The 25,522-nt window shown below is 56.4% G+C and carries 24 protein-coding genes and 1 pseudogene; 11 read left to right on the forward strand and 14 right to left on the reverse strand.

Features of this window, described 5'->3' with window-relative positions; genetic code table 11:
* Window position 1: 1 nt before the first annotated feature.
* The 4 genes from galT to modE form a co-directional block, all read right to left on the reverse strand.
* On the reverse strand, window positions 2-1,048 hold the full coding sequence (galT, locus tag CWM58_RS18175) for a galactose-1-phosphate uridylyltransferase (RefSeq protein WP_100681482.1): 1,047 nt from the start codon (window positions 1,046-1,048) through the stop codon (window positions 2-4).
* 9 nt (window positions 1,049-1,057) lie between these two features.
* Window positions 1,058-2,074, reverse strand: coding sequence for a UDP-glucose 4-epimerase GalE (gene galE, locus CWM58_RS18180; RefSeq protein WP_022065235.1), 1,017 nt, complete (start codon window positions 2,072-2,074; stop codon window positions 1,058-1,060).
* A gap of 209 nt (window positions 2,075-2,283) precedes the next feature.
* On the reverse strand, window positions 2,284-3,756 hold the full coding sequence (gene modF, locus CWM58_RS29050; protein WP_100681483.1) for a molybdate ABC transporter ATP-binding protein ModF: 1,473 nt from the start codon (window positions 3,754-3,756) through the stop codon (window positions 2,284-2,286).
* Window positions 3,757-3,823: 67 nt separating this feature from the next.
* Entirely contained in the window at window positions 3,824-4,612 is a 789-nt protein-coding gene (gene modE, locus CWM58_RS18190) for a molybdenum-dependent transcriptional regulator (protein ID WP_100681484.1), read from the reverse strand.
* Between the two features lie 153 nt (window positions 4,613-4,765).
* Between modE and CWM58_RS18195 the strand changes: the two genes are divergently transcribed.
* The 4 genes from CWM58_RS18195 (at window position 4,766) to modC (ending at window position 7,581) form a co-directional block, all read left to right on the forward strand.
* Window positions 4,766-4,915, forward strand: a complete 150-nt coding sequence (locus tag CWM58_RS18195; RefSeq protein WP_064774530.1) for an AcrZ family multidrug efflux pump-associated protein — start codon at window positions 4,766-4,768, stop codon at window positions 4,913-4,915.
* Window positions 4,916-5,057: 142 nt separating this feature from the next.
* Window positions 5,058-5,831, forward strand: coding sequence for a molybdate ABC transporter substrate-binding protein (modA, locus tag CWM58_RS18200; protein ID WP_012542417.1), 774 nt, complete (start codon window positions 5,058-5,060; stop codon window positions 5,829-5,831).
* Complete coding sequence (gene modB / locus CWM58_RS18205; RefSeq protein WP_002895159.1) at window positions 5,831-6,520, forward strand: molybdate ABC transporter permease subunit; 690 nt, start codon at window positions 5,831-5,833, stop codon at window positions 6,518-6,520. The genes modA and modB overlap by 1 nt, the downstream gene beginning before the upstream one ends.
* Before the next feature lie 2 nt (window positions 6,521-6,522).
* Entirely contained in the window at window positions 6,523-7,581 is a 1,059-nt protein-coding gene (gene modC / locus CWM58_RS18210; protein ID WP_100681507.1) for a molybdenum ABC transporter ATP-binding protein ModC, read from the forward strand.
* On the opposite strand, the gene CWM58_RS18215 is transcribed toward modC, so the two are convergent.
* Window positions 7,582-8,400: a pyridoxal phosphatase gene (locus CWM58_RS18215; protein ID WP_100681485.1), complete on the reverse strand. Its 819-nt coding sequence runs from the start codon at window positions 8,398-8,400 to the stop codon at window positions 7,582-7,584.
* A 228-nt stretch (window positions 8,401-8,628) separates the two neighbouring features.
* Here CWM58_RS18215 and pgl point away from each other — a divergent pair, with 228 nt between their 5' ends.
* Window positions 8,629-9,624: a 6-phosphogluconolactonase gene (gene pgl, locus CWM58_RS18220; protein ID WP_074386502.1), complete on the forward strand. Its 996-nt coding sequence runs from the start codon at window positions 8,629-8,631 to the stop codon at window positions 9,622-9,624.
* Between the two features lie 111 nt (window positions 9,625-9,735).
* Here pgl and CWM58_RS18225 read toward each other — a convergent pair whose 3' ends face one another.
* The 3 genes from CWM58_RS18225 to ycgZ form a co-directional block, all read right to left on the reverse strand.
* Window positions 9,736-10,002, reverse strand: a complete 267-nt coding sequence (locus tag CWM58_RS18225) for a biofilm development regulator YmgB/AriR family protein (protein WP_004886050.1) — start codon at window positions 10,000-10,002, stop codon at window positions 9,736-9,738.
* Between the two features lie 51 nt (window positions 10,003-10,053).
* The gene (locus tag CWM58_RS29055; protein ID WP_008805712.1) at window positions 10,054-10,359 is read right to left on the reverse strand and encodes a hypothetical protein; all 306 of its coding nucleotides are present in this window, start codon (window positions 10,357-10,359) and stop codon (window positions 10,054-10,056) included.
* Between the two features lie 125 nt (window positions 10,360-10,484).
* A complete protein-coding gene (ycgZ, locus tag CWM58_RS18235) occupies window positions 10,485-10,730 on the reverse strand; it encodes a regulatory protein YcgZ (RefSeq protein WP_012542413.1) in 246 nt (81 codons plus the stop codon).
* A 328-nt stretch (window positions 10,731-11,058) separates the two neighbouring features.
* On the opposite strand from ycgZ, the gene CWM58_RS18240 reads away from it, so the two are divergent.
* Together CWM58_RS18240 and CWM58_RS18245 are read left to right on the forward strand one after the other, a co-directional pair.
* Window positions 11,059-12,270 carry a diguanylate phosphodiesterase gene (locus tag CWM58_RS18240; protein WP_061155292.1) on the forward strand — a complete coding sequence of 404 codons (1,212 nt, stop codon included), beginning with the start codon at window positions 11,059-11,061 and terminating at the stop codon, window positions 12,268-12,270.
* A gap of 156 nt (window positions 12,271-12,426) precedes the next feature.
* The gene (locus CWM58_RS18245) at window positions 12,427-13,161 is read left to right on the forward strand and encodes a MerR family transcriptional regulator (RefSeq protein WP_061155291.1); all 735 of its coding nucleotides are present in this window, start codon (window positions 12,427-12,429) and stop codon (window positions 13,159-13,161) included.
* A gap of 38 nt (window positions 13,162-13,199) precedes the next feature.
* Here the strand turns inward: CWM58_RS18245 and CWM58_RS18250 are convergent, their stop codons facing one another.
* Together CWM58_RS18250 and CWM58_RS18255 are read right to left on the reverse strand one after the other, a co-directional pair.
* A complete protein-coding gene (locus tag CWM58_RS18250) occupies window positions 13,200-13,754 on the reverse strand; it encodes a helix-turn-helix transcriptional regulator (protein ID WP_074386501.1) in 555 nt (184 codons plus the stop codon).
* 82 nt (window positions 13,755-13,836) lie between these two features.
* Window positions 13,837-14,049: a biofilm development regulator YmgB/AriR family protein gene (locus CWM58_RS18255; protein ID WP_061155289.1), complete on the reverse strand. Its 213-nt coding sequence runs from the start codon at window positions 14,047-14,049 to the stop codon at window positions 13,837-13,839.
* Window positions 14,050-14,426: 377 nt separating this feature from the next.
* Here CWM58_RS18255 and CWM58_RS28740 point away from each other — a divergent pair.
* A pseudogene (locus CWM58_RS28740) lies at window positions 14,427-14,578 on the forward strand (hypothetical protein).
* A gap of 206 nt (window positions 14,579-14,784) precedes the next feature.
* Window positions 14,785-15,291, forward strand: coding sequence for a hypothetical protein (locus CWM58_RS18260; RefSeq protein ID WP_061155288.1), 507 nt, complete (start codon window positions 14,785-14,787; stop codon window positions 15,289-15,291).
* A 16-nt stretch (window positions 15,292-15,307) separates the two neighbouring features.
* Here CWM58_RS18260 and CWM58_RS18265 read toward each other — a convergent pair whose 3' ends face one another.
* Genes CWM58_RS18265 through CWM58_RS18275 form a run of 3 tightly spaced genes read right to left on the reverse strand, consistent with a single transcriptional unit; the run spans window position 15,308 to window position 20,421 of the window.
* The gene (locus CWM58_RS18265; protein ID WP_162678323.1) at window positions 15,308-16,231 is read right to left on the reverse strand and encodes an acyltransferase; all 924 of its coding nucleotides are present in this window, start codon (window positions 16,229-16,231) and stop codon (window positions 15,308-15,310) included.
* A 38-nt stretch (window positions 16,232-16,269) separates the two neighbouring features.
* The gene (locus CWM58_RS18270; protein WP_100681486.1) at window positions 16,270-19,335 is read right to left on the reverse strand and encodes an efflux RND transporter permease subunit; all 3,066 of its coding nucleotides are present in this window, start codon (window positions 19,333-19,335) and stop codon (window positions 16,270-16,272) included.
* Window positions 19,336-20,421 (reverse strand): efflux RND transporter periplasmic adaptor subunit, encoded by a 1,086-nt coding sequence (locus tag CWM58_RS18275; RefSeq protein ID WP_100681487.1) that lies wholly within the window; start codon window positions 20,419-20,421, stop codon window positions 19,336-19,338.
* Window positions 20,422-20,954: 533 nt separating this feature from the next.
* Between CWM58_RS18275 and CWM58_RS18280 the strand changes: the two genes are divergently transcribed.
* Window positions 20,955-21,386 carry a universal stress protein gene (locus CWM58_RS18280; protein WP_100681488.1) on the forward strand — a complete coding sequence of 144 codons (432 nt, stop codon included), beginning with the start codon at window positions 20,955-20,957 and terminating at the stop codon, window positions 21,384-21,386.
* Between the two features lie 51 nt (window positions 21,387-21,437).
* Window positions 21,438-24,125, forward strand: a complete 2,688-nt coding sequence (locus CWM58_RS18285) for a cation-transporting P-type ATPase (RefSeq protein WP_061155283.1) — start codon at window positions 21,438-21,440, stop codon at window positions 24,123-24,125.
* Window positions 24,126-24,215: 90 nt separating this feature from the next.
* Here the strand turns inward: CWM58_RS18285 and CWM58_RS18290 are convergent, their stop codons facing one another.
* Window positions 24,216-25,499, reverse strand: a complete 1,284-nt coding sequence (locus tag CWM58_RS18290) for a putative acyl-CoA thioester hydrolase (RefSeq protein ID WP_100681489.1) — start codon at window positions 25,497-25,499, stop codon at window positions 24,216-24,218.
* Window positions 25,500-25,522 lie beyond the last annotated feature (23 nt).

Here is a 25,522-nt window from a genome sequence, read left to right on the forward strand (position 1 = left end):
ATTACACTCCGGATTCACGAAAATGGACGTCGCTGACGGCGCGCAGTCGTGCGGCAGCTTGCTCGGCGGTCAGATCGCGCTGCGTTTCGGCCAGCATTTCATAACCAACCATAAACTTGCGGACCGTCGCGGAGCGCAGCAGCGGCGGATAAAAGTGGGCATGAAGCTGCCAGTGGTGATGGTCTTCGTCGTTAAACGGCGCGCCGTGCCAGCCCATGGAGTAGGGGAATGAGCACTGGAACAGGTTGTCGTAACGGCTGGTCAGCTTTTTCAACGCCAGCGCCAGATCGCTGCGCTGGGCGTCGGTGAGATCGGTAATACGCTGCACGTGCGCTTTCGGCAACAGCAGCGTTTCGAACGGCCAGGCGGCCCAGTAGGGCACGACCGCCAGCCAGTGCTCGGTGTCGACCACCGTGCGGCTGCCGTCGGCCAGTTCGCGCTGAACATAGTCCAGCAGCATCGGCTGACCTTGTCCGGCGTAATACTCTTTCTGCAGACGGTCTTCCCGTTCCGCTTCATTGGGCAGGAAGCTGTTGGCCCACACCTGACCATGCGGATGAGGGTTGGAGCAGCCCATCGCTGCCCCTTTGTTTTCAAAGACCTGGACCCACGGGTAGCGTTTCCCGAGGTCCGCGGTCTGTTCCTGCCACGTTTTAACCACGCCTTCCAGTGCTTCAGGGCTCAGTTCCGGCAGCGTTTTGCTGTGGTCTGGCGAGAAGCAGATCACCCGACTGGTGCCGCGCGCGCTCTGACAGCGCATCAGCGGATCGTCACTCTCCGGTGCGTCCGGGGTGTCGGTCATCAGGGCCGCAAAGTCGTTGGTAAACACGTAGGTACCGGTGTAATTCGGGTTGGTGTCGCCGGTGACCCGGGTATTACCCGGGCACAGGAAACAGTCCGGATCGTGGGCTGGCAAGGTCTGTTTTGCCGGCGTTTCCTGCGCCCCCTGCCAGGGGCGCTTGGCGCGATGCGGAGAAACCAGAATCCACTGCCCGGTTAACGGGTTATAACGACGATGTGGATGGTCAACGGGGTTAAATACGCTCATGAAGGTTCCTTAGTCTGGATAACCCTGCGGATGACGGGACTGCCAGTGCCAGGTGTCCTGCGCCATTTCGTCCAGGTTGCGCGTCACGCGCCAGTTCAGCTCGCGGTCGGCCTTGGCAGCATCCGCCCAGTAGGCCGGGAGGTCGCCATCGCGGCGCGGCGCGAAATGGTAGTTAATGGGTTTGCCGCAGGCCTTGCTGAAAGCATTGACCACGTCGAGCACGCTGCTGCCGACGCCGGCGCCAAGGTTGTAGATATGTACCCCGGCTTTGTCAGCCAGTTTTTCCATGGCCGCGACGTGGCCATCGGCGAGGTCCATCACGTGGATATAATCGCGTACGCCGGTGCCATCTTCGGTCGGATAGTCGTTACCAAACACGGCCAGCGAGTCGCGACGGCCGACGGCGACCTGGGCGATGTAGGGCATCAGGTTGTTAGGGATCCCCTGCGGGTCTTCCCCCATGTCGCCCGACGGGTGGGCGCCGACCGGGTTGAAGTAGCGCAGCAGGGCAATGCTCCACTCCGGCTGGGCTTTCTGCAGGTCGGTCAGGATCTGCTCCACCATCAGTTTGCTTTTGCCATAAGGGCTTTGCGGGGTGCCGGTCGGGAAGCTTTCGACATACGGGATTTTCGGCTGATCGCCGTAGACGGTGGCGGAGGAGCTAAAGATGAAGTTCTTCACGCCCGCGGCGCGCATGGCAGAAACTAATTTCAGTGTGCCGGTGACGTTATTATCGTAATATTCCAGCGGCTTGGCGACGGACTCCCCGACGGCTTTCAGCCCGGCGAAGTGGATCACCGCCTCAATGGCGTGATCGTGGAGGATCTCCGTCATCAGCGCTTCGTTACGAATATCGCCTTCAATAAAGGTGGCTTCTTTGCCGCCGAGACGCTCAATCACCGGCAGTACGCTGCGCTTGCTGTTGCAGAGATTGTCGAGGATCACCACCTCATGTCCCTGCAGCAGCAGTTGAACGCAGGTATGACTTCCAATGTAACCGCTACCACCTGTAACCAGAACTTTCATGATTCGCTCCATTCGGCTTATCGTGTATGAGGAAGATAGCATATCAAAGAAGTGAAAAGTGTGACACAGGGCAAGTTAGTGGAATCGTTTACACTTGATGGTGAAACGACATAAATTAAATTTTTTTATCTTTAATACAGATGGTTAGGTGGTTTTGCCGCTATTTTTCTGAAAAATACCAGGGATCTTTCGACCCCCGGCAGGGGGCATCAGGCCACAGGACCGAGCTGATAAGTGTAACCGTCTCCACTGGGAACGAACGTCAGGCGATGGGTAATACAGTCCGGGGCATCTTCCGCATGGTGCGAGACAAACAGCAGCTGTGTGGCCCCTTCGCCAATCAACACGTCGACAAAGCGGCGCACCAGCTGGCGATTCAGGGGGTCCAGCCCCTGCAGCGGTTCATCGAGGATCAGCAGGGTCGGATGCTTCACCAGCGCGCGAACGATAAGCGCCAGCCGTTGCTGGCCCCACGACAGGCTATGAAACGGCGCGTCGGCGGTGCGTTTATCAATGCCGAGAATATCCAGCCACTGTTGCACCAGCTTGTGCTGCTTGTCCGAGACCGCCTGATAAATGCCGATAGAGTCAAAATAGCCCGACAGGATGACGTTGCGGACGTTGGTGCTGACCCGGTAGTCCAGATGCAGGCTGCTGCTGACGTAGCCGATATGCTTTTTAATATCCCAGATGGTCTCACCGCTGCCGCGACGGCGGCCAAAGAGCGTCAGATCGTTGCTGTAGCCCTGCGGATGATCGCCGGTGATAAGGCTCAGCAGCGTGGATTTACCGGCGCCGTTGGGGCCGAGGATCTGCCAGTGTTCGCCCGGGTTCACGCTCCATGAGAGGTGATTGATGACCGGGCGATCGTTGTAGGAGACCACACCGTCATTGAGCACGATACGTGGCGCCGAGTCTGCCAGCGCATGACGGGCTGATGGGACATCCGGCTCCGGCAGGGTGATGCCGTCCAGTTTTTCACTGTGCGCCAGCTGGGCGACCAGCGCCTGCTGCAGCAGGGAAGACTTCTCGCCGGTCTCGCTGAGGGTGCAGTCAGCCAGCACGCCGGCGAATTGCACAAACTCCGGGATCTCATCGAAGCGGTTGAGGACCAGCACCAGGGTGATGCCGGCGCGGTGCAGGTCGGCCAGCAGGGCAGCCAGCTGCTGGCGGGAGTTGACGTCGAGGCCGTCGAAAGGTTCGTCGAGGATCAGCAGTTGCGGATCGGTCATCAGGGCCTGGCACAGCAGGGTCTTACGCGTTTCCCCGGTCGACAGGTACTTAAAGCGGCGGTCCAGCAGGGCGCTGATGCCAAACTGTTCGGCCAGGCGCGCGCAGCGGGCAGGATCTTTCACCTCATCCTGGATAATCTCCGCGGTGGTGCGGCCGGTGTCTTCTTCACCGGGGCTCAGCAGGTCGGTGTTATTGCGCTGCCACTCGTCGCTGACCAGCTTCTGCAACTGCTCGAAGGAGAGGCGGGTTACGCGGGAGAAGTGGCTTTCGTGCTGGCCGCTGAGCAGAGTCAGGTCGCCAGCCAGAGCCCGCGCGAGGGCGGATTTGCCGCTGCCGTTGCTACCGACAAACGCCCAGCTTTGACCCACTCTCAGGTTCAGCTGGTCTATTTTTAAGGTTTTTGTATCGCTCAGGCGAAATGTGCCTTGCGAAATTTGCAATGATGACATGATGTATCCCATTTTTTGCAGCGATGTGCATCAGGGATACGACTTCAGGCGCGTAATGTCAATGGGGTCAGCATAACGTCGCGAGAATGATGCGATCGGCATTGAAGTAAGCGATCGCCTCCGTCCCTTCCGCCAGGCCAGATGTCTGCGCCTGTGGCAGAGTGGCGCACAGGGTCTGACCGTCGGCCAGCGTCATCAGTACTTCGCACTGCCCGGACCCGCATTCGATATGGCTGATACGTCCCGACAGCTGGTTATCGGCCTGGCGGGCCACGTCGGGGTCGAGGGTGATGCCGACCCAGGGTGCCTTCAGCAGGACCAGCACCTCCTGGCCCTCATCGAGCCCCAGCTTCTCAGCGCTTTGTGCGGTGATGGCGACGCTCAGACGTGTCTGCCCATCGGCCAGCAGTACCTCGACGTGCTGCTGCACCTGCTGGCGATCGCGGCCGGTAATGGTGCCGAACCACTGGTTGCGGGCGCTGGTCTGCAGGGAAAAGCGTGAGATGGCCGCCAGCAGGCTGTCCAGCGGCAGGGCATCGTCATCGCTGAGCACATCAAACGCTTTCTGCTGGATCTGCGCCAGCAGATCGTACAGCTGGATCAGACGCTGCCCATAGCGGGTCAGCACCGCGCCGCCGCCGCCTTTACCGCCGGTGGCGCGGTCCACCAGCGGTTGTTCGCTGAGCTGGTTCATCTCGTTGATGGCATCCCACGCGCTTTTGTAGCTGATACCCGCGTGCTTCGCCCCCTGGCTTATCGAACCGGTCTGGTCAATTTGTTTGAGCAGGGCGATCCGCCGGGGATCGGCAAACAGGCGCTGCTGTAGCTTAAGGGTAAGAAGAATTTCGGCCTGCATAATCGTTTCCTGACAAAAAAGGGTATTGTGACCGATAGTCACCCACTTGCAAAACCTCTGTGCGCGGTTTTGTCATTACCCACCGCACAAATGGGGCGTGTTTTTTCGGCTGAAACCGTTACAATCAGCAAATCATACTATCTGGAGTGAACCATGTTAGAGCTTTTGAAAAGTCTGGTTTTTGCGGTCATCATGGTACCGGTGGTGATGGCGGTCATCCTGGGATTGATTTACGGTCTTGGCGAAGTGTTTAACCTCTTCTCCAGCGTGGGCCACAAAGATCGCAGCCAGCAAAATCATTGATTTCCCGGCGCCCGGTTTAACCGGGCGCTGTGCTATTTCCCTCCTGTATCATTTCCCTTCGTTTTATTGTCCTGTGTCACTATAAAAATGCTCTGCATATCGTTATATTGTCGAATACATAACGCATTGACAGGAGATTCAGATGGCAGGTTCTTGGTTACGCGGGGTTATCGGGGTATCACTCACGCTGTGCGTCGCGGGTCAGGCGCTGGCGGCAGAGGGGAAAGTGACCGTTTTCGCCGCCGCATCGTTAACCAACGCGATGCAGGATATTGCCCAGGCGTATAAGAAAGAGAAAAACGTCGATGTCGTGTCGTCGTTTGCTTCGTCGTCGACGCTGGCGCGGCAAATTGAAGCGGGCGCACCAGCCGATCTGTTTATCTCCGCCGATCAGAAATGGATGGATTACGCGGCAGACAAAAAGGCCATCGACCCGGCAACCCGTGCCACCCTGCTTGGCAACAGCCTGGTGGTGGTCGCGCCGAAAGCCAGCGCGCAGGGGGCGATAACCATTGATGAGAAAACCGACTGGACAAGCTTGCTGAAAGGAGGCCGTCTGGCGGTGGGCGATCCGCAGCACGTTCCGGCAGGCATCTACGCCAAAGAGGCGCTGCAGAAACTCGGCGCCTGGGAGACCCTGTCGCCGAAACTCGCCCCGGCTGAAGACGTTCGCGGCGCGCTGGCGCTGGTGGAGCGTAACGAAGCGCCGCTGGGGATTGTCTATGGCTCCGATGCCGTGGCCAGCAAGGGAGTGAAAGTGGTCGGCACCTTCCCGGAAGCCTCGCATCAGAAAGTCGAGTACCCGCTGGCGATTGTCGATGGTCACCGCAATGCGGCCGTGAGCGCTTTCTATGACTACCTGAAAGGGCCGGAAGCGTCCGCGATTTTTAAACGTTACGGATTTACCACCCGCTGATGTTTCTGAGCGAACCCGAATGGCAGGCGGTGCTGCTGAGCCTGAAAGTCTCCTCCCTGGCGGTGGCCTTGAGCTTGCCTTTTGGCATCTTTTTTTCCTGGCTGCTGGTTCGGCGCACCTTTCCCGGCAAGGCGCTGCTCGACAGTATTCTCCATCTGCCGCTGGTGCTGCCGCCGGTGGTGGTGGGGTATCTGCTGCTGGTGGCTATGGGGCGGCGCGGGTTTATTGGCAGTTGGCTGTATGACTGGTTTGGCATCAGCTTTGCCTTCAGCTGGCGCGGGGCGGTGCTGGCGGCGGCGGTGATGTCTTTCCCGCTGATGGTGCGCGCCATTCGCCTGGCGCTGGAAGGGGTGGACGTCAAACTGGAGCAAGCGGCGAGAACCCTCGGGGCCAGCCGCTGGCGGGTGTTTTTGACCATTACGCTGCCGCTGACCCTGCCGGGGATTATCGTCGGCACGGTGCTGGCCTTCGCCCGCTCGTTAGGGGAGTTTGGCGCGACCATCACGTTCGTCTCCAATATTCCCGGCGAAACGCGCACCCTGCCTTCGGCGATGTACACTTTGATCCAGACCCCGGGCGGGGAGGGGGCGGCGGCCCGCCTCTGCCTCATCGCCATCGGACTGGCGCTGGTTTCGCTGCTGATTTCGGAATGGCTGGCCCGCGTGAGCCGCCAGCGCATGGGAGGATAATGATGCTGGAGCTGGACTTTACCCAGACCCTCGGCAGTCACTGCCTGCAGATCCGTGAAACCCTGCCCGCCAGCGGGATCACCGCCATCTTTGGCGTCTCCGGCGCAGGCAAAACCTCGTTGATTAACGCCATTAGCGGCCTGACCCGGCCGCAGACGGGGCGCATCGTGCTCAACGGCAGGGTGCTGAACGACACCGCGCAGCGTATCTGCCTGGCGCCGGAGCAGCGCCGTATTGGCTATGTGTTTCAGGACGCGCGCCTGTTTCCCCACTATAAAGTGCGCGGTAACCTGTGCTACGGGATGGCGAACTCCATGGTCAGCCAGTTCGATAAGCTGGTGGAATTGCTGGGGATCGCGCCCTTGCTGGATCGCCTGCCGGGTCGGTTATCCGGCGGCGAAAAGCAGCGAGTGGCTATCGGCCGCGCCCTGCTGACCGCACCGGAGTTACTGCTGCTGGATGAGCCGCTGGCCTCGCTGGATATTCCGCGCAAACGCGAACTGTTGCCCTACCTGCAGCGGCTGGCGCAGGAGATCCATATTCCGATGCTTTACGTCAGCCACTCGCTGGATGAGATCCAGCATCTGGCCGATCGCGTGCTGGTACTGGAGGCCGGTAAGGTGAAGGCTTTTGGTCCGCTGGAGGAGGTCTGGAGTAGCAGCGTGATGCACCCCTGGCTGCCGGCGGAACAGCAGAGTACGATCCTCAGCGCCACGGTCGCCGCGCAGCATCCGCAGTACGCGATGACGGCCCTGACGCTGGGCGACCAGCTACTGTGGGTCAACCGGCTCGAACGTCCCCCAGGAGACACCGCGCGGATCCGTATTCAGGCGTCGGACGTTTCGCTGGTGCTGGCGCAGCCGTCCGGGACCAGCATCCGCAATATCTTACGCGCCGAGGTGGTTCAGTGTCTCGAAGTCAACGGGCAGATTGAGGTCCAGCTTAGGGTGAGCGGCCATCCTCTGTGGGCTCGAATCAGCCCCTGGGCGCGGGATGACCTGGCGATAGCGCCAGGTCAGCTGATGTTTGCTCAGATCAAAAGCGTGTCGATCGCCGCCTGATTACAGCAGTTGGCGGTAGATAAACTCGGCGATGCTGGTGGACTCATTGTCACCGATGACCACCCTGGCACGGGCTTTCACCTCGTCCACCGCATTGCCCATCGCCACCCCGGTGCCCGCCGCTTCCAGCATGCTAAGGTCGTTGTAATTATCACCGAAGGCCACCACATCCTGCATCGACAGCCCCTGGTCGGCTACCCACTGCGCCAGACGTTTGCCTTTGCTGTTGCCGGCGCGCGCGATATCCACCTGATCGTGCCACGACCATTCGCACTCCAGGCCCAGCGTCTCGCCGACCTGGCGGGCAAAGTGCTGCAGGCGGGGAATATCTTCATCGGTGAGGGCGAATTTCCATACCGCGTTGACCTCGCGGACCGCCTGCGCCAGCGAGTCGACCTGGCGGAAGACCGGGCGCTGATCCTCCGGTAGCGCCTGCGCCCAGTTGCGGGTGCGGATCACATGCCCGGTGGGTTGTTCATAAAGCATCGCATCATCCACATACGCCAGGCCATGGATCTGCTGTTCGGCGAGCATGGCCGTCAGGCTGACCGCTTGCGCTACCGGCATAGGATCGGCTGCCAAAACCTCTTTTGCGTGATAATCATACAAATAAGTGCCATTACAACAAATTGCAGGTGTATCGAGAGCCAGTGCCTGATAAAAAGGATGAATAGCGACGTGATGACGTCCGGTAACGACGATAACCTGGTAGCCCGCCTCTCTGGCGCGGGCCAGCGCCTCCAGCGAAGCGGGCAGGATGGTTTTTTTGCTGGTGAGCAGGGTGCCGTCTAAATCCAGGGCAATCACGCGTGTTGTCATGTGTTATTTCCGGTTGATGTTGAAAAGTGACCTGGCCATGATGGTACACCGCCGTGGCGTCAGGACCAATTTTTCCACATCTGCCGTGAATGCCTGTATGCCCTTTGTGCCGCCGTCCGTCGGAAATTCAGCGGACTTTGCGAGTATCATGGGCGGATGTCTTATAATTTTCAGGGTGCTGTTATCCTGAAAATGAAAATTCCACGTGCAGTGAGGGAAGGAGTAGTCATGAAACAAACCGTTTATACCGCCAGCCCGGAAAGCCAACAAATCCACGTCTGGAGTCTTGAAGCGGACGGCAAACTGACGCTGGTGCAGGTGGTTGATGCCCCGGGGCAGGTACAGCCGATGGTGGTCAGTCCCAACAAGGAGTATCTGTACGTTGGCGTTCGTCCGGAGTTTCGCGTGTTAGCGTATCGCATCACGCCGGATAACGGGGCGTTGACCTTCGCGGGGGAAGCGGCGCTGCCGGGCAGCCCGACCCACATTTCTACCGATCATCATGGCCGTTTTGTCTTCAGCGCCTCCTACAATCAGGGCTGCGTTAGCGTGACCCCGCTGCAGGACGGCCTGCCGGGCGAAACCGTCACCGTGGTGGAAGGGCTGGAAGGTTGCCACTCGGCCAATATCTCCCCTGACAACCGCACCCTGTGGGTGCCGGCGCTGAAGCAGGATCGTATTTGCCTGTTTACCCTCAGCGAGGATGGTTTTCTCTCCGCTCAGGAGCCGGCGGAAGTGACCACCGTCGAGGGCGCCGGTCCACGCCACATGGTGTTCCATCCGAACCAGCAGTATGGTTATTGCGTCAATGAACTGAACAGTTCCGTTGACGTCTGGGAACTGAAAGACCCGAATGGCAACATCGAATGTGTACAAACCCTGGATATGATGCCGCAGGATTTCACCGGCGTGCGCTGGGCGGCGGATATTCACATCACCCCTGACGGTCGTCATCTGTACGCCTGCGATCGTACCGCCAGCATCATTACGGTGTTCAGCGTCTCGGAAGATGGCAGCGTGCTGGCAGTGGAAGGCTATCAGCCGACGGAAACTCAGCCACGCGGCTTTAACCTCGATCACAGCGGTAAGTATCTGATTGCCGCAGGGCAGAAGTCGCACCATATCGCAGTGTATGAAATTGAAGGTGAGCAGGGGCTACTGCAGGAGAAAGGCCGTTATGCGGTCGGTCAGGGCCCGATGTGGGTGGTGGTCAACGCCCACTGAGGCGTCAGGCGGTAAAAGAAAAACCTCGCGTCAGCGAGGTTTTTTGATCAGAGCGGACAGGCTCTTTAGGGAAGGGGCCGCCAGCACTGGCAGGCCTGAAACGCAGAGCGGTTAAATATCGTCCATGGTGTAGCCGACGACAATTTCCAGCGTTTTACGGATCACGTCAGCAGTGACCACGTCATCGGTGCTTTCCAGCGCCTGAATCAGCCATAATATAATGGCTTTATTGTTCAGGTGCCCTTCGGACTGAAGAATACTGTTGATGGCGAGCGACATGACGGCGGACTCATCAACCAGTTTATCACCGGCGTTACGGAAATAATCTGAGAGCGCGGTGTCCTGCAGTCCTGCGTAAATATCGGGTTGCTGATGCATAGTCTGTCTCATCACATTCTCACTCTGTTTTATTCACCATGGTTGGGACAATCAGTGGATTTTTTTAGCTTCCGGCGCCATGCTGCTCTGCGCCAGAGTTCCTCTGCTTTCCCAACGGCCATTGATTTTCTTAACCTGCAAAGGCGCGTGCTTCCGCTGGAGGGCGAGCTTCGCGCAAATTTCTTCAATAACGGCAGCGATGATTTTCCTTCGCTGGCGATCTGACTCTGTGGCCTGCATCAACCGAAGCCGAACCAGCAGGGTCGGGGTGGTAATCGGGCGATTCGTTTTCAGAAGCGCGAGCACCGCCTCGCCGATGATCTCATCGGTTATTTCCTCAGTATCACTGCTATTCATAACCGTCTCTCTGCATGCCACACTCTTCCTGAATCTGATAACGGGCATTCAGGTCAGCAGCAGGTTTATGGAAGCGATCGCCCCTCATCTGCTACTGCGGTTGCAACAGGCGACGATCGATGACGTTATTCCTGACCGGCAAACAACAAACCAATTAAGGTTTGATAGTGGCTCTCTTCCTCTGGCGCACGGGCGCTGTCAAGGCGGCTCAACAGTTTGGTGCACAGTGCCTTGCGGTTGAGATGGCGCCCTTCGTTGAGAATATCCATCACGATCTGACCCAGCGTTTCCTGCTGGGAAGGTAACGATGCTTTGTTGAAATACTGGGCAATTGCGTTCGCTGTATCTGGAATGTAACCATTCTGCTGCATATGTGCTCCTTTCATTTCATTCATCTGTTAACTGCAAATAAACTTATACAATAATTATTAAGTTGTACACATAAAGTTGCGCAATATTGCTGCGATTGTTACTACTTTATTGATTTTTAATAAATTAATTTTATTGCGTGATTGTTTTTTAACCTGTTTGGGTGGGGTTTTATGTTGTACATTGTACAAGGTGAGAGGGTGGGGGACGCCGGGGTGGGGCGTAATGCGTTTGAGTGTATATTTTTTGTTAAGATAAACCGTAGTTTTGCAAGACGATTAGCCTGATAACTGCTACTGTGAATGCTTATCCCTCCCATCTGGAATCACTATGCTTACCACCATCATTTATCGCAGCCATATTTGCGACAATGTCTCATTCAAATCGATCGAGGCCATGGTTGCCAGGGCAAACGAGAGAAATGGGCAGGCGGATGTCACCGGTATATTACTGTTTAACGGGACGCATTTTTTTCAACTTATTGAAGGACCAGAAGAAAAGGTACGGGATATTTATCAAAAAATTTTCCTCGATCCCCGTCATTATAATCTGGTGGAGTTGTTTTGCGATTATGCACCGTCCCGTCGATTTGGTAAGGTCGGTATGGAACTGTTTGATTTACGGGAACATGATCGCGAGGAAGTACTACAGACAGTGATGGACCGGGGCACGACAAAATATCAGCTCACCTATGATGACCGGGCGCTGCAATTTTTCCGTACTTTTGTCGAATCCACGGAAAAAGCGAACTATTTTGAGATCCCTTCCGCGGACAGTTGGGTATTTATTGCTGATAACGAGACCTTTTTCCCTGACACTCCTATTATCGATAATACGGAAAGCTGGTCTTTTGCCTTTCAGCCGATCGTCGATCCTTTCGCCTGTGAAATTATCTCGTGGGAAGCACTGCTGCGCACACCGGATGGTCAATCTCCTGGCGCCTATTTTGCCGGGCTGGCAGGGGACGATATTTATCTTGCCGACCTGCACAGTAAACGCGTCGCGCTGTCTCTGGCGGGGAAATTAGGTTTACGTAATAAGGCGTTAAGCATTAATTTGCTGCCGATGACGCTGGTGAAAGCGCCTGACGCGGTGGCTTTTCTGCTCGATGAAATTAAGCGCAATGATCTTATTCCGGAACAGATTATTGTGGAGTTTACCGAACGGGAAGTGATCTCACGGATGGACGATTTTACCGACGCGGTACGTAAGCTGAAGGGCGCGGGGATTAATCTTGCCATCGATCACTTCGGCGCAGGCTTTGCCGGGCTATCGCTGCTGGCGCAATACCAGCCTGACCGGATTAAAATCGACCATGAACTGATCCGCAATATTCATCAGGACGGCCCGCGACAGTCGATTGTACAGGCTATTATCAAATGCTGTTTTTCGCTGGAAATTGCGGTATCTGCCGTCGGTATCGAGCGTGCTGAAGAGTGGATGTGGCTGGAGTCAGCCGGTATCTCACAGTTTCAGGGAAATTTATTCGCGGGTGCCCGCCTGGGGGGCCTGCCCGCTATCGCCTGGCCGGAGAAAAAATGATTCACCGCGAAATCAGCTAACTTTTTTTTTCATCTTTTTCCCCGCGCGCTGTGAGCCACAACCTGATATCTTTATCTGTACAAGAAAATAGAGTTGTACAGGATGCCTGAATTCGTTAGTTTAGGTATTAAAGTATCAGGTTGATGTGAGGCTGCTATGGCGTTTTACAGTATCGGTGAAGTCGCCGAACGTTGCGGAATCAATCCGGTTACATTGCGCGCATGGCAGCGGCGTTACGGTCTACTGAAACCGCAGCGCAGCGAAGGCGGGCATCGACAGTTTGATGAAGAAGATATCCTGCGCATAGAAGAGATCAAGCGCTGGATAGAGCGCGGTGTTTCCGTCGGGAAAGTCAAAGCGCTGCTGGAGGACAACCTGCCGGCGGCGCGCGACGAATCCGCGCATCTTCAGGAAGAGATGATGTCCATTCTGCGTTATATGCAGCCCGCCAGAATCCGCGCCAAATTAATGGCGTTGAGCCATCAGCACCCCGTCGACACCCTCATCGATAGCCTGTTAGTGCCGGTACGACAGCGGCTGAAACTCGATCAGAATACCTCGCTGGTGATTAGCAGCATGCTGGACGGCTTGTTAATCGACTGTGTGGCGCTGTTTCTCGCCGAAGCGCGTAAAAAAAATGGCAAAGAGACGCTGCTGGTGGGCTGGAGTAATGAAGACCGGACTCGCCTGTGGCTGGAGGCATGGCGTCTTTCCCAGCGCGGTTGGCATGTCAACGTTCTCGCGGAGCCGCTGGAGTCGCCACGGCCCGAGCTGTTCCCCGGGCAGCATACCTTCGTCTGGACCGGACGCGCCGTCACCCCTCTGCAGCAAGAGCTGCTCAGCCACTGGCAGGAGCAGGGCTTCAGCATTCATTTTCACAGTACGCAATAGCCCCGTCTGCGGGGACAGGCCGGGGCTGGTGCGCCTGGCTAGAGGTGAATCTGACTCCAGGATTTAAAGGTTTCGCTACGACTGATATTAAAAAAATCGGTCCTACCGCTACAGCCGAGCTTTTTAATCAGATTCAGCCGGATCTGATAAATGGTTTTGATGTGCAGATTCAGCGAACGACCAATGCTGGCAACCGCTTCGCCATTGCTGATAAGCTGAATAACTTTCTTTTCCCGCTCAGTAAACTGTACCGAGGCGCCCGGCGCCGGGTGGGTTTTGTAATAGCGGGTAGGCTGATGCAGAAATATTTTTAATTCTTCCGGCGTCGAATTTGCCGGTAACCGCAACATAGGCAGTTCACTGAGGAAATTAAGATCGTTGCCCTCAGTTAACAGAATAAATAACGTATCCCGACGATTATAGTTATGCTCAAGCACTGCGAAATAATTATCGCTGGTAAAGAAAACATGTTTTTTACGGAAATAAGATGCCGGCAAGGTATTCAGGATCAGCGACATCCCGTAGAGAAGAAAACGATTATCAAACCACAGATCGTAATGCTCAGAATGATAGCAAGTATTATGGTGTGACATTTTTTGAGCCCCAGTTAGCAGATGAAAACCCAGGCGTGCCGGCACAGCAGGGCTGTCCCTGCTGTCGGCGCGGTGGGATCACTTAATGATGATGTTTGCTGTACAGCATATCCAACGCCTGCAGATAGAGGTCGGAAAGTATTTCATTACTTTCCGTTTGCAGGCGGTGCTGGATTTCCGTAATCATCCGCTCATTATTGATCGTGCTGTGCTGCTTCATGAGCGTGTTTTCAATATTCTTCATCAGGGCTGAATTAAAGACAAACTCTGCTGGAATGGTATTTTTAATATGCATAGCTCGAACTCTCCCACGTATAAAGCAAACTGACCATAAAAGTCGCAGCGTACCGGTGGTACGCGCAAAGTTGCGAACAGAAAATGCAAAACCAGGAACCACCGCCAGGCTCACCGCGCAACCGTTAAGCATCCCCGCTTCGTTGCGCAACAAGCAGTTAACACTCCAAAACTATAGTCGGTGATTTCAGTATGTACAACTTTTTTCATAATAATATGTACAACGAGACGGCTTGCTCTTTTTGTATTTATTTATTCATTGATTTAAAAGGATATTTTTATGTTTCTCTAAGTTGTACACAAAAGTGACTTTGTGCAGAATAGGGGGCGGGCAATCAAAACGGGGATAATGACGCAGACACGATCGAAATACGGGCGTTGTCGGTTTACGTCACTTGCGCAGAAACAGCGCCGACGCAGGAAGGGGTACACAGCAACTCTGTCGTCGACAGGTGGCTAACTTCCGCGTCGGACCCTGAGCATAGCGGAAAACAGGTGAGGTTTTGTCTGTTTTTTGCACAGTAAGGTAAAGAGAGAAATATCAACCACTCCGCTATTGTCATGGCCGGTTTGTTGGCGGATTAGGCGTGTGCTACGCTTTTCTATAACCACTTTTTCATTTCGGCACGGTTATCTTTCCCCCATTTTCCTGTCGGGTGTCGCACCAGCATAACGACCGGTAAATACGGCATAAGCATTCTGTCCATGGACAGGCATAGAGGATTGAGGAGGGATGATGCGCGGTAAAAGCGTGATGCTGCTGGCCGGGTTAGCCACCTTCGCGCAGGCGAAGGAAATTAATCTCTATTCGGTGAATACTGGTTCCTATGTTTACCATCTGACCAATAACCACGGACAATATACTGAGAATTTTGAAAACCACTTTTTCTCGGTGGAGCGGAAATTCTCAGAAGACTCGAAATACAGTCTGCTGATTGGCACCATGAACAACAGTTTCGACGATCGCTGCCTGGCGCTGGGGGTGAGAAGAGACTGGTACCACAACGGCAGTGGATGGACCTTTAAAGGGGTCTACGGTTACACCGGTGAATTCTTCTTCGATGCCTTTGAGCACTGTGGCGACCACGGCTCCTACAAAGATTTTAAGGACGCCACCGGGATCGGCTTTTCCCCCTATATCTACCATGCCATCCAGTACAACTTTACCGACTATTTCGCCCTTGAGAGCGGCATTATTATTCCCAGCGTGTTTGTGATCAGCATCCAGTGGAGCTTCCGCTAAATCGCCGCGTCGTTTGTCACAGGGTTATCACTTTCTTGAGCAGCGTACTGGAGAGCACGGCGAGGGAAATGAGCACCGACAGGACAAACGTCAGCGCAATCACGCCCAGCTTGGTGGCTAACGAGTGAATAGGGATCAGCATCACCAGCAGGTGAAAAACGGAGTAATGCAGAATATAGACCCCGGTCATCGCTTTACTGACCGTCGCCAGCAGCGTCTCTTTCAGCTCGCGGTTCTTTTTAAACTGCACGGCGTTAGCGGCAATCACCAGCAGGACGATCAGAATATAAATTTGCGACCCCGTCAGAATGAACGCATTACGGTCGGCTTTAAACAGCGCGAAGAAAAAATGGCGTTCATAAAACCAGGTGAATAAATAGACAAAGGGCAGGGCGATAATTGAGGCTTTAATTACCCGCGGGTCGCGTATCCACTCCGTGACCCGCGGATCGTTAAACAACTGCCCGGTTAAATAAAAGAGTAGCCATGTCCACAGACGATACTGCGGCGGCAGGCTGAAGAGATGTTTGTCCGGGTAGAGCACCGAGAGCAGGTCGTAACCATAGGAGCAGCACAGCAGCGTCAGGACCACGCTGAAAAACAGGCCGCGCCGCTGGCTGAGCCAGGCGATCAAGGGATGGAAGGTGTAGATCACGATCAGGGCGAAAATAAACCAGGGCTGGATCAGGTAGCCGCGCTGATAAGGCTCCCAGACATAATAGACCGTTACCCAGAACAGAAAGACGATGACCACGCTTTTAATTTTACCAATCTGCCAGTTGGCATCGTGGCGCGTCTGCGCATCAAGATAACCGGCCACCACAAAAAACAACGGCGTCGCGATGGTCGAGATAAAGGTCAGCAGCCCGAGGATCCAGTGATAGTCATAATCATAGTGATCCCAGGTGTTATAGATAGTGAAAAAGGTCACCGCTGTCATACAGCCTAATGTCTTGATAATGCTCAAACCGGTACTGTTCATCGTTGAGGCGTCATATCCTTATGGTGGAAGCAAGCGTAAATGACCGGCAGAACCAGCAGCGTCAGTACGGTGGCAAAGGCCAGTCCGAACATAATCACCACCGCCATACTCTGGAAAAAGACATCGCGCAGCAGCGGGGCAAGGCCAAGCACGGTGGTAAAGGCGGTCAGCAGGATCGGCCGCAGACGAGAGGTTGCCGCATCAATGATAGCTTGTCGTTGATCTTTCTCCTGTTTTTGTTGCTCTATCTCTTCCACCAGTACAATGCCGTTGCGGATCAGCATACCGCTGAGGCTAAGCAGGCCGATTAAGGCCATAAAGCCGAAGGGGATGCCGGTCAGCAAAAAGCCGGGCGTGACGCCGATCAGCGCCAGCGGCACGGTTAGCCAGATGGCAACGGCGTTTTTCAGCGAACTGAACATCAGCACCGTAATGATAAACATCACCAGATAGCCAAGCGGCAGGGTCGTGAACAGCCCTTGCTGTGCTTCACTGGAGTTCTCCGCATCGCCGCCCCATTCGATGCGGTAGCCATGCGGCAGGGTCAGCGCGTCAATGCGCGGTTTCACCCTGGCAAGGATATCGCCCGACGTTTGGCCACTTTGCGGGCTGGGGTCGGTCTGAACGGTAAGCACCCGGGTGCGATCGCGGCGGAGAATCAATGGATCTTCCCACTCCAGCGAGAAGCCATTGATGACGTTACTCAACGGAATATACTGCTGCCGGCTCTGGCTCCAGACCAGCACGTTATTCAGGTGGTTGGCATCCTGTCGCTCCGCTTCCGGCGGACGGACGATAACCGGCAACAGGTCGGCGCCCTCGCGATATAACCCGGCGCGACTGCCGGAGAAATTCATCTCCAGCGCGCTATCAATATCCTGTTTATCCACCCCCAGCTCACGTCCCAACGCCAGAGAGTATTGCGGGCGGATCACCTTGCTGCGGTTCTGCCAGTCGTTACGTACGCTGTCGGTCGCCGGATCCGCGGCGAGAATGTCGCCCACCTGACTGGCCAGCGCGCGCAGGGTATCCGGATCAGGACCCTTAATGCGCACTTCAATCGCGCTATCGCCGGAGGGGCCGAACATAATGCGTTTGGTGCTGGCGTTCACCTGCGGGTAGTTTCTGGCAATCCAGGCCTCTACGTGGCGGGTGACGGGGGCGATACTGCGCTGGTCATCCATCCGCACCATAATCTGTGCGTAGTTGCTGTACTGCCGCTGGCCGCTGTAGGTAAGAATAAATCGCATACTGCCCTGGCCGATGGTGGAGACGGTGGTAGCCACTCCCGGCTGGCTGGCGATCGACCGCTCAATATCGCGGGTCATCTGCTCGGTGGCGTTAATATCGGTACCGTAGGGCAGCCACAGGTCGACAAAGAAAATGGGCGTATTCGATGACGGAAAGAAATTCTGCCGGACGAAGGTGAAGCCCCAGATCGCCCCGGCTAACAGCGCGCCCATCAGCACCAGGGTCAGGGTCTTTTGCTGCAGCAGTATTCGCAGCGTCTGCTGATAGCCGCGGTAAAAGCGGCCGCGGTAGGGATCGGCTTTTTCCTCCGGCGCGGCGGCCGGCGGGGCGTTTTTAAACAACCACCACTTAATGAGCACCGGGGTGATGGTCAGGGCGGAAAACCAGCTCAGCATCAGGGAGATCAGCAGCACCTGGAACAGGGATTTGCAATACTCCCCGGTAGAGTCCTGTGAAAGGCCAATTGGCGCGAAGGCGAGGATGGCAATAACGGTGGCGCCGAGCAGCGGCAGGGCGGAGCGGCGGATCACATAATTAATCGCGCCCAGCAGCGGAGATCCTTGCTGGCGGGCAATCAGCACCCCTTCGACAATGACAATGGCATTGTCCACCAACATACTCAGGGCGATGATCAGCGCCCCGAGGGAGATTCGCTGTAACTCGATCCCCCAGATATACATGATAAGCAGAGTGCCGAGGACGTTGAGCGCCAGCGACAAAGCAATAATGATCCCGCTGCGCACCCCCATGAACACCAGCAGCACGCCGACGACGATCGCCAGGGCCATCAGGAAGTTGGTAATAAAGCCATTGACCGAGTGGGCGACCTCTGCCGCCTGATCGTAAAAAATGGCGATGTCGATACCCGCCGGTTTATCGGCGGCCATCTGCTGAAGTCGGGCTTCGAGGGCATGCCCCACGTCAATGACGTTAACGCCAGGGATAAAGGAGACCCCCATGGTCACCGCCTGGCGGCCGTTGGCATGATAGATACTGGAGGGAGAGTCGGTCAGCCCGCGCGACAACGTGGCAATATCCCGTAGTCGGGTGGTGGCGCTGGCGCCATGAGGGCTGACCAGCAGATCCCCCAGCTCATCGATATTCTGAAACTCCCCGGTGGGGTGAAGGCGGATCGATTCGCTGCCAGCGCGGATCTCCCCGGCGCTGGACACCACGTTGAGCCGGGTCAGGATAGCGGCAAGCTGGTTAAGGGTAATACCGCGCGCCGCCATTTTCGCCAGCGAGATATCAACATTGATCTGTTGTGGAATCGCGCCGCCAATGGCGACTTTGCCGACGCCCGGCACCAGCACCAGCTCGCGGCGCAGCTGCTCGGCATAGCGCACCAGCTCAGGGTTGGTAAAACTGTCGCCCGAAATGGCGAAGAAAAAGCCAAACACATCGCCAAAGTCATCATTGACGAAGGAGGGGACTACCCCCGGGGGAAAAAGCCGGCTGGCGTCACCGACGCGGCGACGCAGCTCATCCCAGATTTGCGGCAGTTCGCTGGAATGGTATTGCGAAGCAATATTCACCGTAATTTGCGATAAGCCATTCGAGGAGATGGAGCTGACGTTATCCAGCGAGGGAAGTTGCTGAATCGCGTTTTCCAGCGGCAGGGTCACCTCCTCCTCCACCTGCTGGGCAGACGCGCCAGGGTAGTGGGTGACGATCACCGCCGTTTTAATGGTGAAGGCAGGATCTTCCAGACGGCCGATATTGAGCAGGGCGAACAGGCCACCCACCCCCAACAGCAAAATGGCTAACCAGACGCGGGTCGGGTTGTTAATAAACTGGCGGGAAATGTCCATTTATAATCCTCGTTCACGCGTCCAGATCCGCACCGGCTGCCGGTCGTGGAGTTCGCTCACGCCTGCGGCAACCACTTGTTCACCCGCGCGGAGCCCTTCGGTGATCATCACTCCCTGCGAGGTCACTTCCCCCACCGTGACCCTGCGCTCCTCAAGATACAGATGCGTGTTGTCGCCTTTTACCACCCAGACGACCGGTTCATTCTTCGGCCGGTTATCGGGGTTAAACACCGCTTCCACTGGCACCACGAGGGTTTCCCGCCCGGCGCTGGCCGGTAAATTACCGAGATTGACCGTCACGGTGCCGCTGACCCCGCCGACGGTAGGGAAATCATCCGGCCGCGGCATGGTTAAAATGATCTGCCAGGTGAGGGTGCTGTTGTCGCTGCTGCCGGTATGCTCTTTGTATTCCGCGGTAAACTCGCGGCCCGGCAGAGTATTGATCCTGACGACGGGGCGGTAGGCGGTATTGCGGATATCCAGCGAGGTGAACAGATTTTCCGGAATGCTGAAGACCACATCGAGCAGGTCGGTACGCGTCAGGGTAATCACCGGCTGGCCAGCGGCGACCACCTGATGATTACGGATGTGCACGCCAGCGGCAATCCCGCCGAAGGGGGCGGTGAGACTCATTTGCGCCAGCTCTTCACGAGCGATTTTTAAGGCTGCGTTGGCGGCATCGCGATTGGCGCGCTGCACGTCCATCTCCGCCTGGGAAATCGCCTGACGTCCCGCCAGGGTCTGGAAACGATCAAACTGACGCTGGGCGAGGGTCGCCGCCGTTTGTCGCTCATTGACTCGCTGCTGGGCTTCGCGGGCATTCAGACGCGCCAGCGTTTGTCCCTGGGTTAGGGTTGCGCCCTGGCGAATATCCAGTGACTCCACCTGACCACCCCGTTTAAACGACAGCTCGGTGGAGTCGCCAGACTCGATGCGGGCTGGAAACGTCCGCTGCTGGGTGTTACCCACGGCGGTAACTTGCGCCACCTTGACCATCCGGGGGGCGGCTTCGACGGACGGTGCTTTCTGATCGCAAGCGGTTGTTAATAAAATAACAACCGGGATGAGAGAAAAATAACGGTTCACAGTATTCCCCTCAGACTCATGATTTATTTTACGTTTTTATTACGCGGCGCACGCTTATTCTGCGAGGGCGGCGACAACCAGATAAGTGAATAGTCCTACCAGCGTACAGGCGACAATGGCCAGCGCGACAAACAATCCCAGACGTAACAGGCTATAACCAAACATGATTTTCTCCCTTAACTCCCACCCGAACCGCGAATGTCATTTCGTCCGGCACGACGTGTGACCGTCGGACATTCGGTGCGGCACTCCTGCTTGTTATCAGCATAGTCGGAGAAAACATGAAGTGTTAAAAAAGAGAATACCGCGTCGCTGTTGGCGTCAAGGGGGTAAGGGCAGGAGATCTGCAGGCATTCGCGGGTTTTTATAATATTTTTCAGTCTATTAATGGCTCATTTTCTAATGTTAATTTTCCTGTGCTACGTTTAATAACATCTATTCCGTTTTCCGCTTCTGTTGTTGAGATTTGCTTCCTCCCCAAGAATGGGGCTATTCATCACTACGCATTGTATTGGTAATAAAAGGATTATCTCATGTATAAAAATATCGTTGTTCCCGTTGACGTGTTTGATGCAGGCCTGGCCGACAAAGCCCTCTCTCATGCGAAATTCCTCGCCCAGCACTCTGCCGGGCAAATACATCTTGTCCATGTTATTCCGGCATTTTCACCGGTATTAACGCGAGGATTTATCTCTGATGCACGAAAGATGGAGGAACATCTGATTTCTACTGCTAAGGAAAAACTAAGCGAACTGGTAAAGAAAAATGGCCTTGCGGAAGACGCCAGCCATCTGTATGTGCGCAGTGGCAATATTCGCGATCAAGTGATCGCCCTGGCCGATGAGTTGAAAGCGGACGTGGTGATTGTCGGTTCGCGTAATCCGGGGATCCAGACCCATCTTCTGGGCTCCGAAGCGGCAAACATCGTGCGCTACGCCCATGTACCGGTTTTCGTTGTGCGCTGATGACGGCGGGATGTCGTCCTGACTTCCGCTTCAGAAATCGAGGGAGAGAGTATGAATACAGATAAACCGGGGGCGCCCTTCTATCAGCGCTCCGTCGAGGAGACGCTCGCCAGCGTGCAAAGTACGCCGGAGGGTATTAGCGGGACAGAAGCGGCCACACGCCTGCAGCAGTATGGCGAAAACGCCCTGCCGCAGAAGCCGGGTAAGCCAGCCTGGCTGCGTTTCATCGTGCATTTTAACGATGTGCTGATCTACGTGCTGCTGGCGGCGGCGCTGCTGAAGGCGGTGATGGGCCACTGGATCGACATGGCGGTGATCCTCGCTGTGGCGGTCGTCAATGCGCTGATCGGCTTCATTCAGGAGAGTAATGCGGAAAAATCGCTGCAGAGTATCCGCAATATGCTGTCCAGCGAAGCGGTGGTGATCCGTCAGGGTAACCATGAAACCATCCCCACCACCTCGCTGGTACCCGGCGATATTGTGGTGATCCGCGCGGGCGACCGTATCCCCGCCGATTTACGCGTGATTGAGGCGCACAACCTGCGGGTGGAAGAGGCGATCCTCACCGGGGAGTCGACGGTGGTGGAAAAAACCACTGAGCCGCTGAGCGGCGATTTACCGCTCGGCGATCGCAGCAACCTGTTGTTTTCCGGGACCACCGTCAGTTCAGGGGCGGGCAAAGGGATTGTTGTGGCCACCGGCGGCGATACCGAGCTCGGTCACATCAACCAGATGATGGCGGGCATTGAGAAACACCGCACGCCGCTGCTGGTGCAAATGGACAAACTGGGCAAAGCCATCTTTATCCTCATTCTGGTGATGATGGCGGCTCTGTTCGTCTTTAGCCTGCTGTTCCGCGATATGCCGGTCTCCGAACTGATGCTGTCGCTGATTAGCCTCGCGGTGGCGTCAGTCCCGGAAGGCTTGCCGGCGATTATCTCGATTATTCTGTCGCTCGGTGTGCAGGCGATGGCGCGCCAGAAAGCGATTATCCGCAAGCTGCCGACGGTGGAAACCCTCGGCGCGATGACGGTTATCTGTTCGGATAAAACCGGGACCCTCACCATGAACGAAATGACGGTGAAGGCGGTGATCACCGCGGACAGCGTCTATCGGGTGGAAGGGGACAGCTATGAGCCGGTTGGTAAGATCCACGCCATTGATGACCCGACGCCGGTCGCGGTTGCACCTGGCACGCTATTCGAGCGCTATCTGCGTACCATCGATCTGTGTAACGACAGCCAGCTTATTAAAGATGAGAGCGGGCTGTGGAAAATCACCGGTGGCCCGACCGAGGGGGCGCTGAAGGTACTGGCGGCGAAGGTCACTCTGCCGCCGCTGACCAGCGAGCTGCGCAGTAAAATTCCTTTTGATTCGCAATATAAATACATGTCGACCCTCTACCGGCTGGGTGAAGAGGAGGTGGTGCTGGTCACTGGCGCGCCGGATGTTCTGTTCCGCCTGTGTCAATATCAGCAGAGCGACAGCGGATTACAGCCTCTGGATCTGCCGTACTGGGAAGCCAAAATTGAAGAGTACGCGCGGGAAGGGCTACGGATGGTGGCCGCGGCCTGGAAGCCGGCTTCCGCAGGCCAGACGGAGCTGACCCATCAGGATCTGCAGCAGGGGGTGATTTTGTTAGGGGTTGCCGGGATGATGGATCCGCCGCGTCCGGAGGCCATCACGGCGATTGCCGACTGCCTGCAGGCCGGGATCCGCGTGAAGATGATCACCGGCGACCACCCGCAAACGGCAATGAGTATCGGCAAGATGCTGGGGATTGGCAATGCCGGGAATGCCATTACCGGGCGTGAGCTGGAGGTGATGGACGACGCACAGCTGAGCGTGGCCGCACAGCAGTTTGATATCTTCGCCCGAACCAGCCCGGAAGATAAGTTCCGTCTGGTGCAGGCCCTGCAGAGCAAGAAAGAGATTGTCGGGATGACCGGCGATGGGGTGAACGATGCCCCGGCGCTGAAGCAGGCTGACGTCGGCGTGGCGATGGGGATCAAGGGGACCGAGGTGACCAAGGAAGCCGCCGATATGGTGCTGACCGATGATAACTTCGCCACCATCGCCAGCGCGGTCCGCGAGGGGCGTCGGGTGTATGACAACCTGAAGAAAACCATTCTCTTCGTCATGCCGACCAACCTTGCGCAGGGGTTACTGATCGTGATCGCGCTGCTGGCGGGCAACGTACTGCCGCTGACGCCGGTGCTGATCCTGTGGATGAACATGGCCACCTCCGCCACGTTGTCGTTTGGTCTGGCGTTTGAAGCCGGTGAGAAAAATATTATGCGGCGGCCGCCGCGTGATCCGAAAATTCACGTCATGGACGGCTTTGCCATCTGGCGCGTGGCGTTTGTGGGGTCGATGATTGCGGTCAGCGCATTTATTCTCGAAGCCTGGCTGCAACCGCGCGGCTATTCGCCGGAGTTTATCCGTACCGTGCTGTTGCAGACCCTGGTCACCGCCCAGTGGTTCTATATGCTGAACTGCCGCGTGTCGGATGGTTTCTCGTTGACGAAAAGTCTGCTGGCCAACAAAGGGATCTGGATTGTCAGCGGCGTGCTGCTGGTGCTGCAGTTGCTGATTATCTATGCGCCGTTTATGCAGATGCTGTTCGGTACCACCGGGCTGCCGTTCCGCTACTGGGTGATCACCTTCATCATCGGCTTCGCGATGTTCCTGATCGTTGAACTGGAAAAACCGCTGACCCGCAAATGGCGAACCGCCTGACGGCGTGACGTGCAGTACGCAAAAGAGAACACGCAAAAGAGAAGAGGGGGCATCGCCCCCTCTTTTATGATGGTTTTCGGTTATTGTGCTTTACTGTTTCGGCTCGGCGACCACAGTGCTTCCCACGCCGCGGTTGTTATATTCCCACATGCGATTGACGCTATTGTCGTTGAGGTTGCGCTGCAGATTACCTTTGGCATCTACTGCGCCAACGTTACCGCTAAAGGCACGGTTTGAACCGACCGCTGCCGCCCACGGCTGGGCGATGTTAAAGCCTTCATTGATGACGCTGTCGCGGATCACGACCTGGCCGTTGCTGTCGCCGTCAACGTCCAGCGCGCGGCCCAGCTGCGCGACGTTATCGCCGGACGCGGTGAAGCGGCTGTTGGTCGCCAGGAAGCCGTAGGTCACGCTCTTCAGGGTAGCCGGCGCGAAAACATAGGCTTCTTTCTGAGTACGCGAGTTCACCACGCGGAAATCGGTGTTATCAAATACCACCGCGCCGCGACCGGACACGATATCCACATCGCCTTCAATATAGCTGTTGGTCACCAGGGTGCGGGTCTGGCGGTTATCCTGCAGACGGTTCTGCACGCCGCTGTTGGTCACAAAGAAGGTGTTCTGACGGCCAAGAATATTGACCTTGTTGATCTGCACCTGATCGCCATCGGTGCGCAGGGCGACGGCCTGGTGAGTCCCGGCGTCGACGCTGTCGCCAAGGTTGTTGGCGATGGTCAGGTTCTGCAACTGCAGGCCGTTATTCTGCGACCAGAAGACCGCGGAGCACATCACGCCGACGGTGGCCGCGGATTTATTCTGGCAGCTGTCGAACATATACCATGCCGGTTTGCCCGGCATATATTTACCGCCCGGATTGACCAGACGGCGCCAGGTGTTGCGATCCATTTCAGAATCAATGGCTTCGCTGATTTTCACGTCAATCGGTTTATCGCCGGTACCATACAGGGTCAGGGCGCCAGGCGCCGCCGGTACGTAAATCGTTCCCGGGTACTCGCCAGGCATGATGGCAATAAACAGACGGCGATTTGAATGACGGGCAATCGCCGCATCGACCGCCGCCTGGACGGTGGTATGGGTCACGCCCTGGGTTCCCGCCGGGCCAACGATAAAGTCAGGCTGCGCCGGCAGGCTGATGGCGGACGGCGTCCAGGCCGCGGCATTGGGGGTCAGCGACTGGAAATAGGCCGCCGGGGTGAAGTTCTTCGCTTCATCGGCGTTCAGAATGGGACGCGCGGTGGTGCCCGGTGCAGTCTGCGTAGAGGGCTGTTGATCGGCAGGCGTCGAGCTACAGGCGGACAGCGTCACGCCGAAGGCCAGCGCCAGCGCCAGACGGGAAACGGAATATGTGTTCATGTTGCTCCGGGCAAAATTAAGCG

The sequence above is a fragment of the Klebsiella sp. H-Nf2 genome, from assembly GCF_002806645.1.
Classification (GTDB): domain Bacteria; phylum Pseudomonadota; class Gammaproteobacteria; order Enterobacterales; family Enterobacteriaceae; genus Klebsiella; species Klebsiella variicola.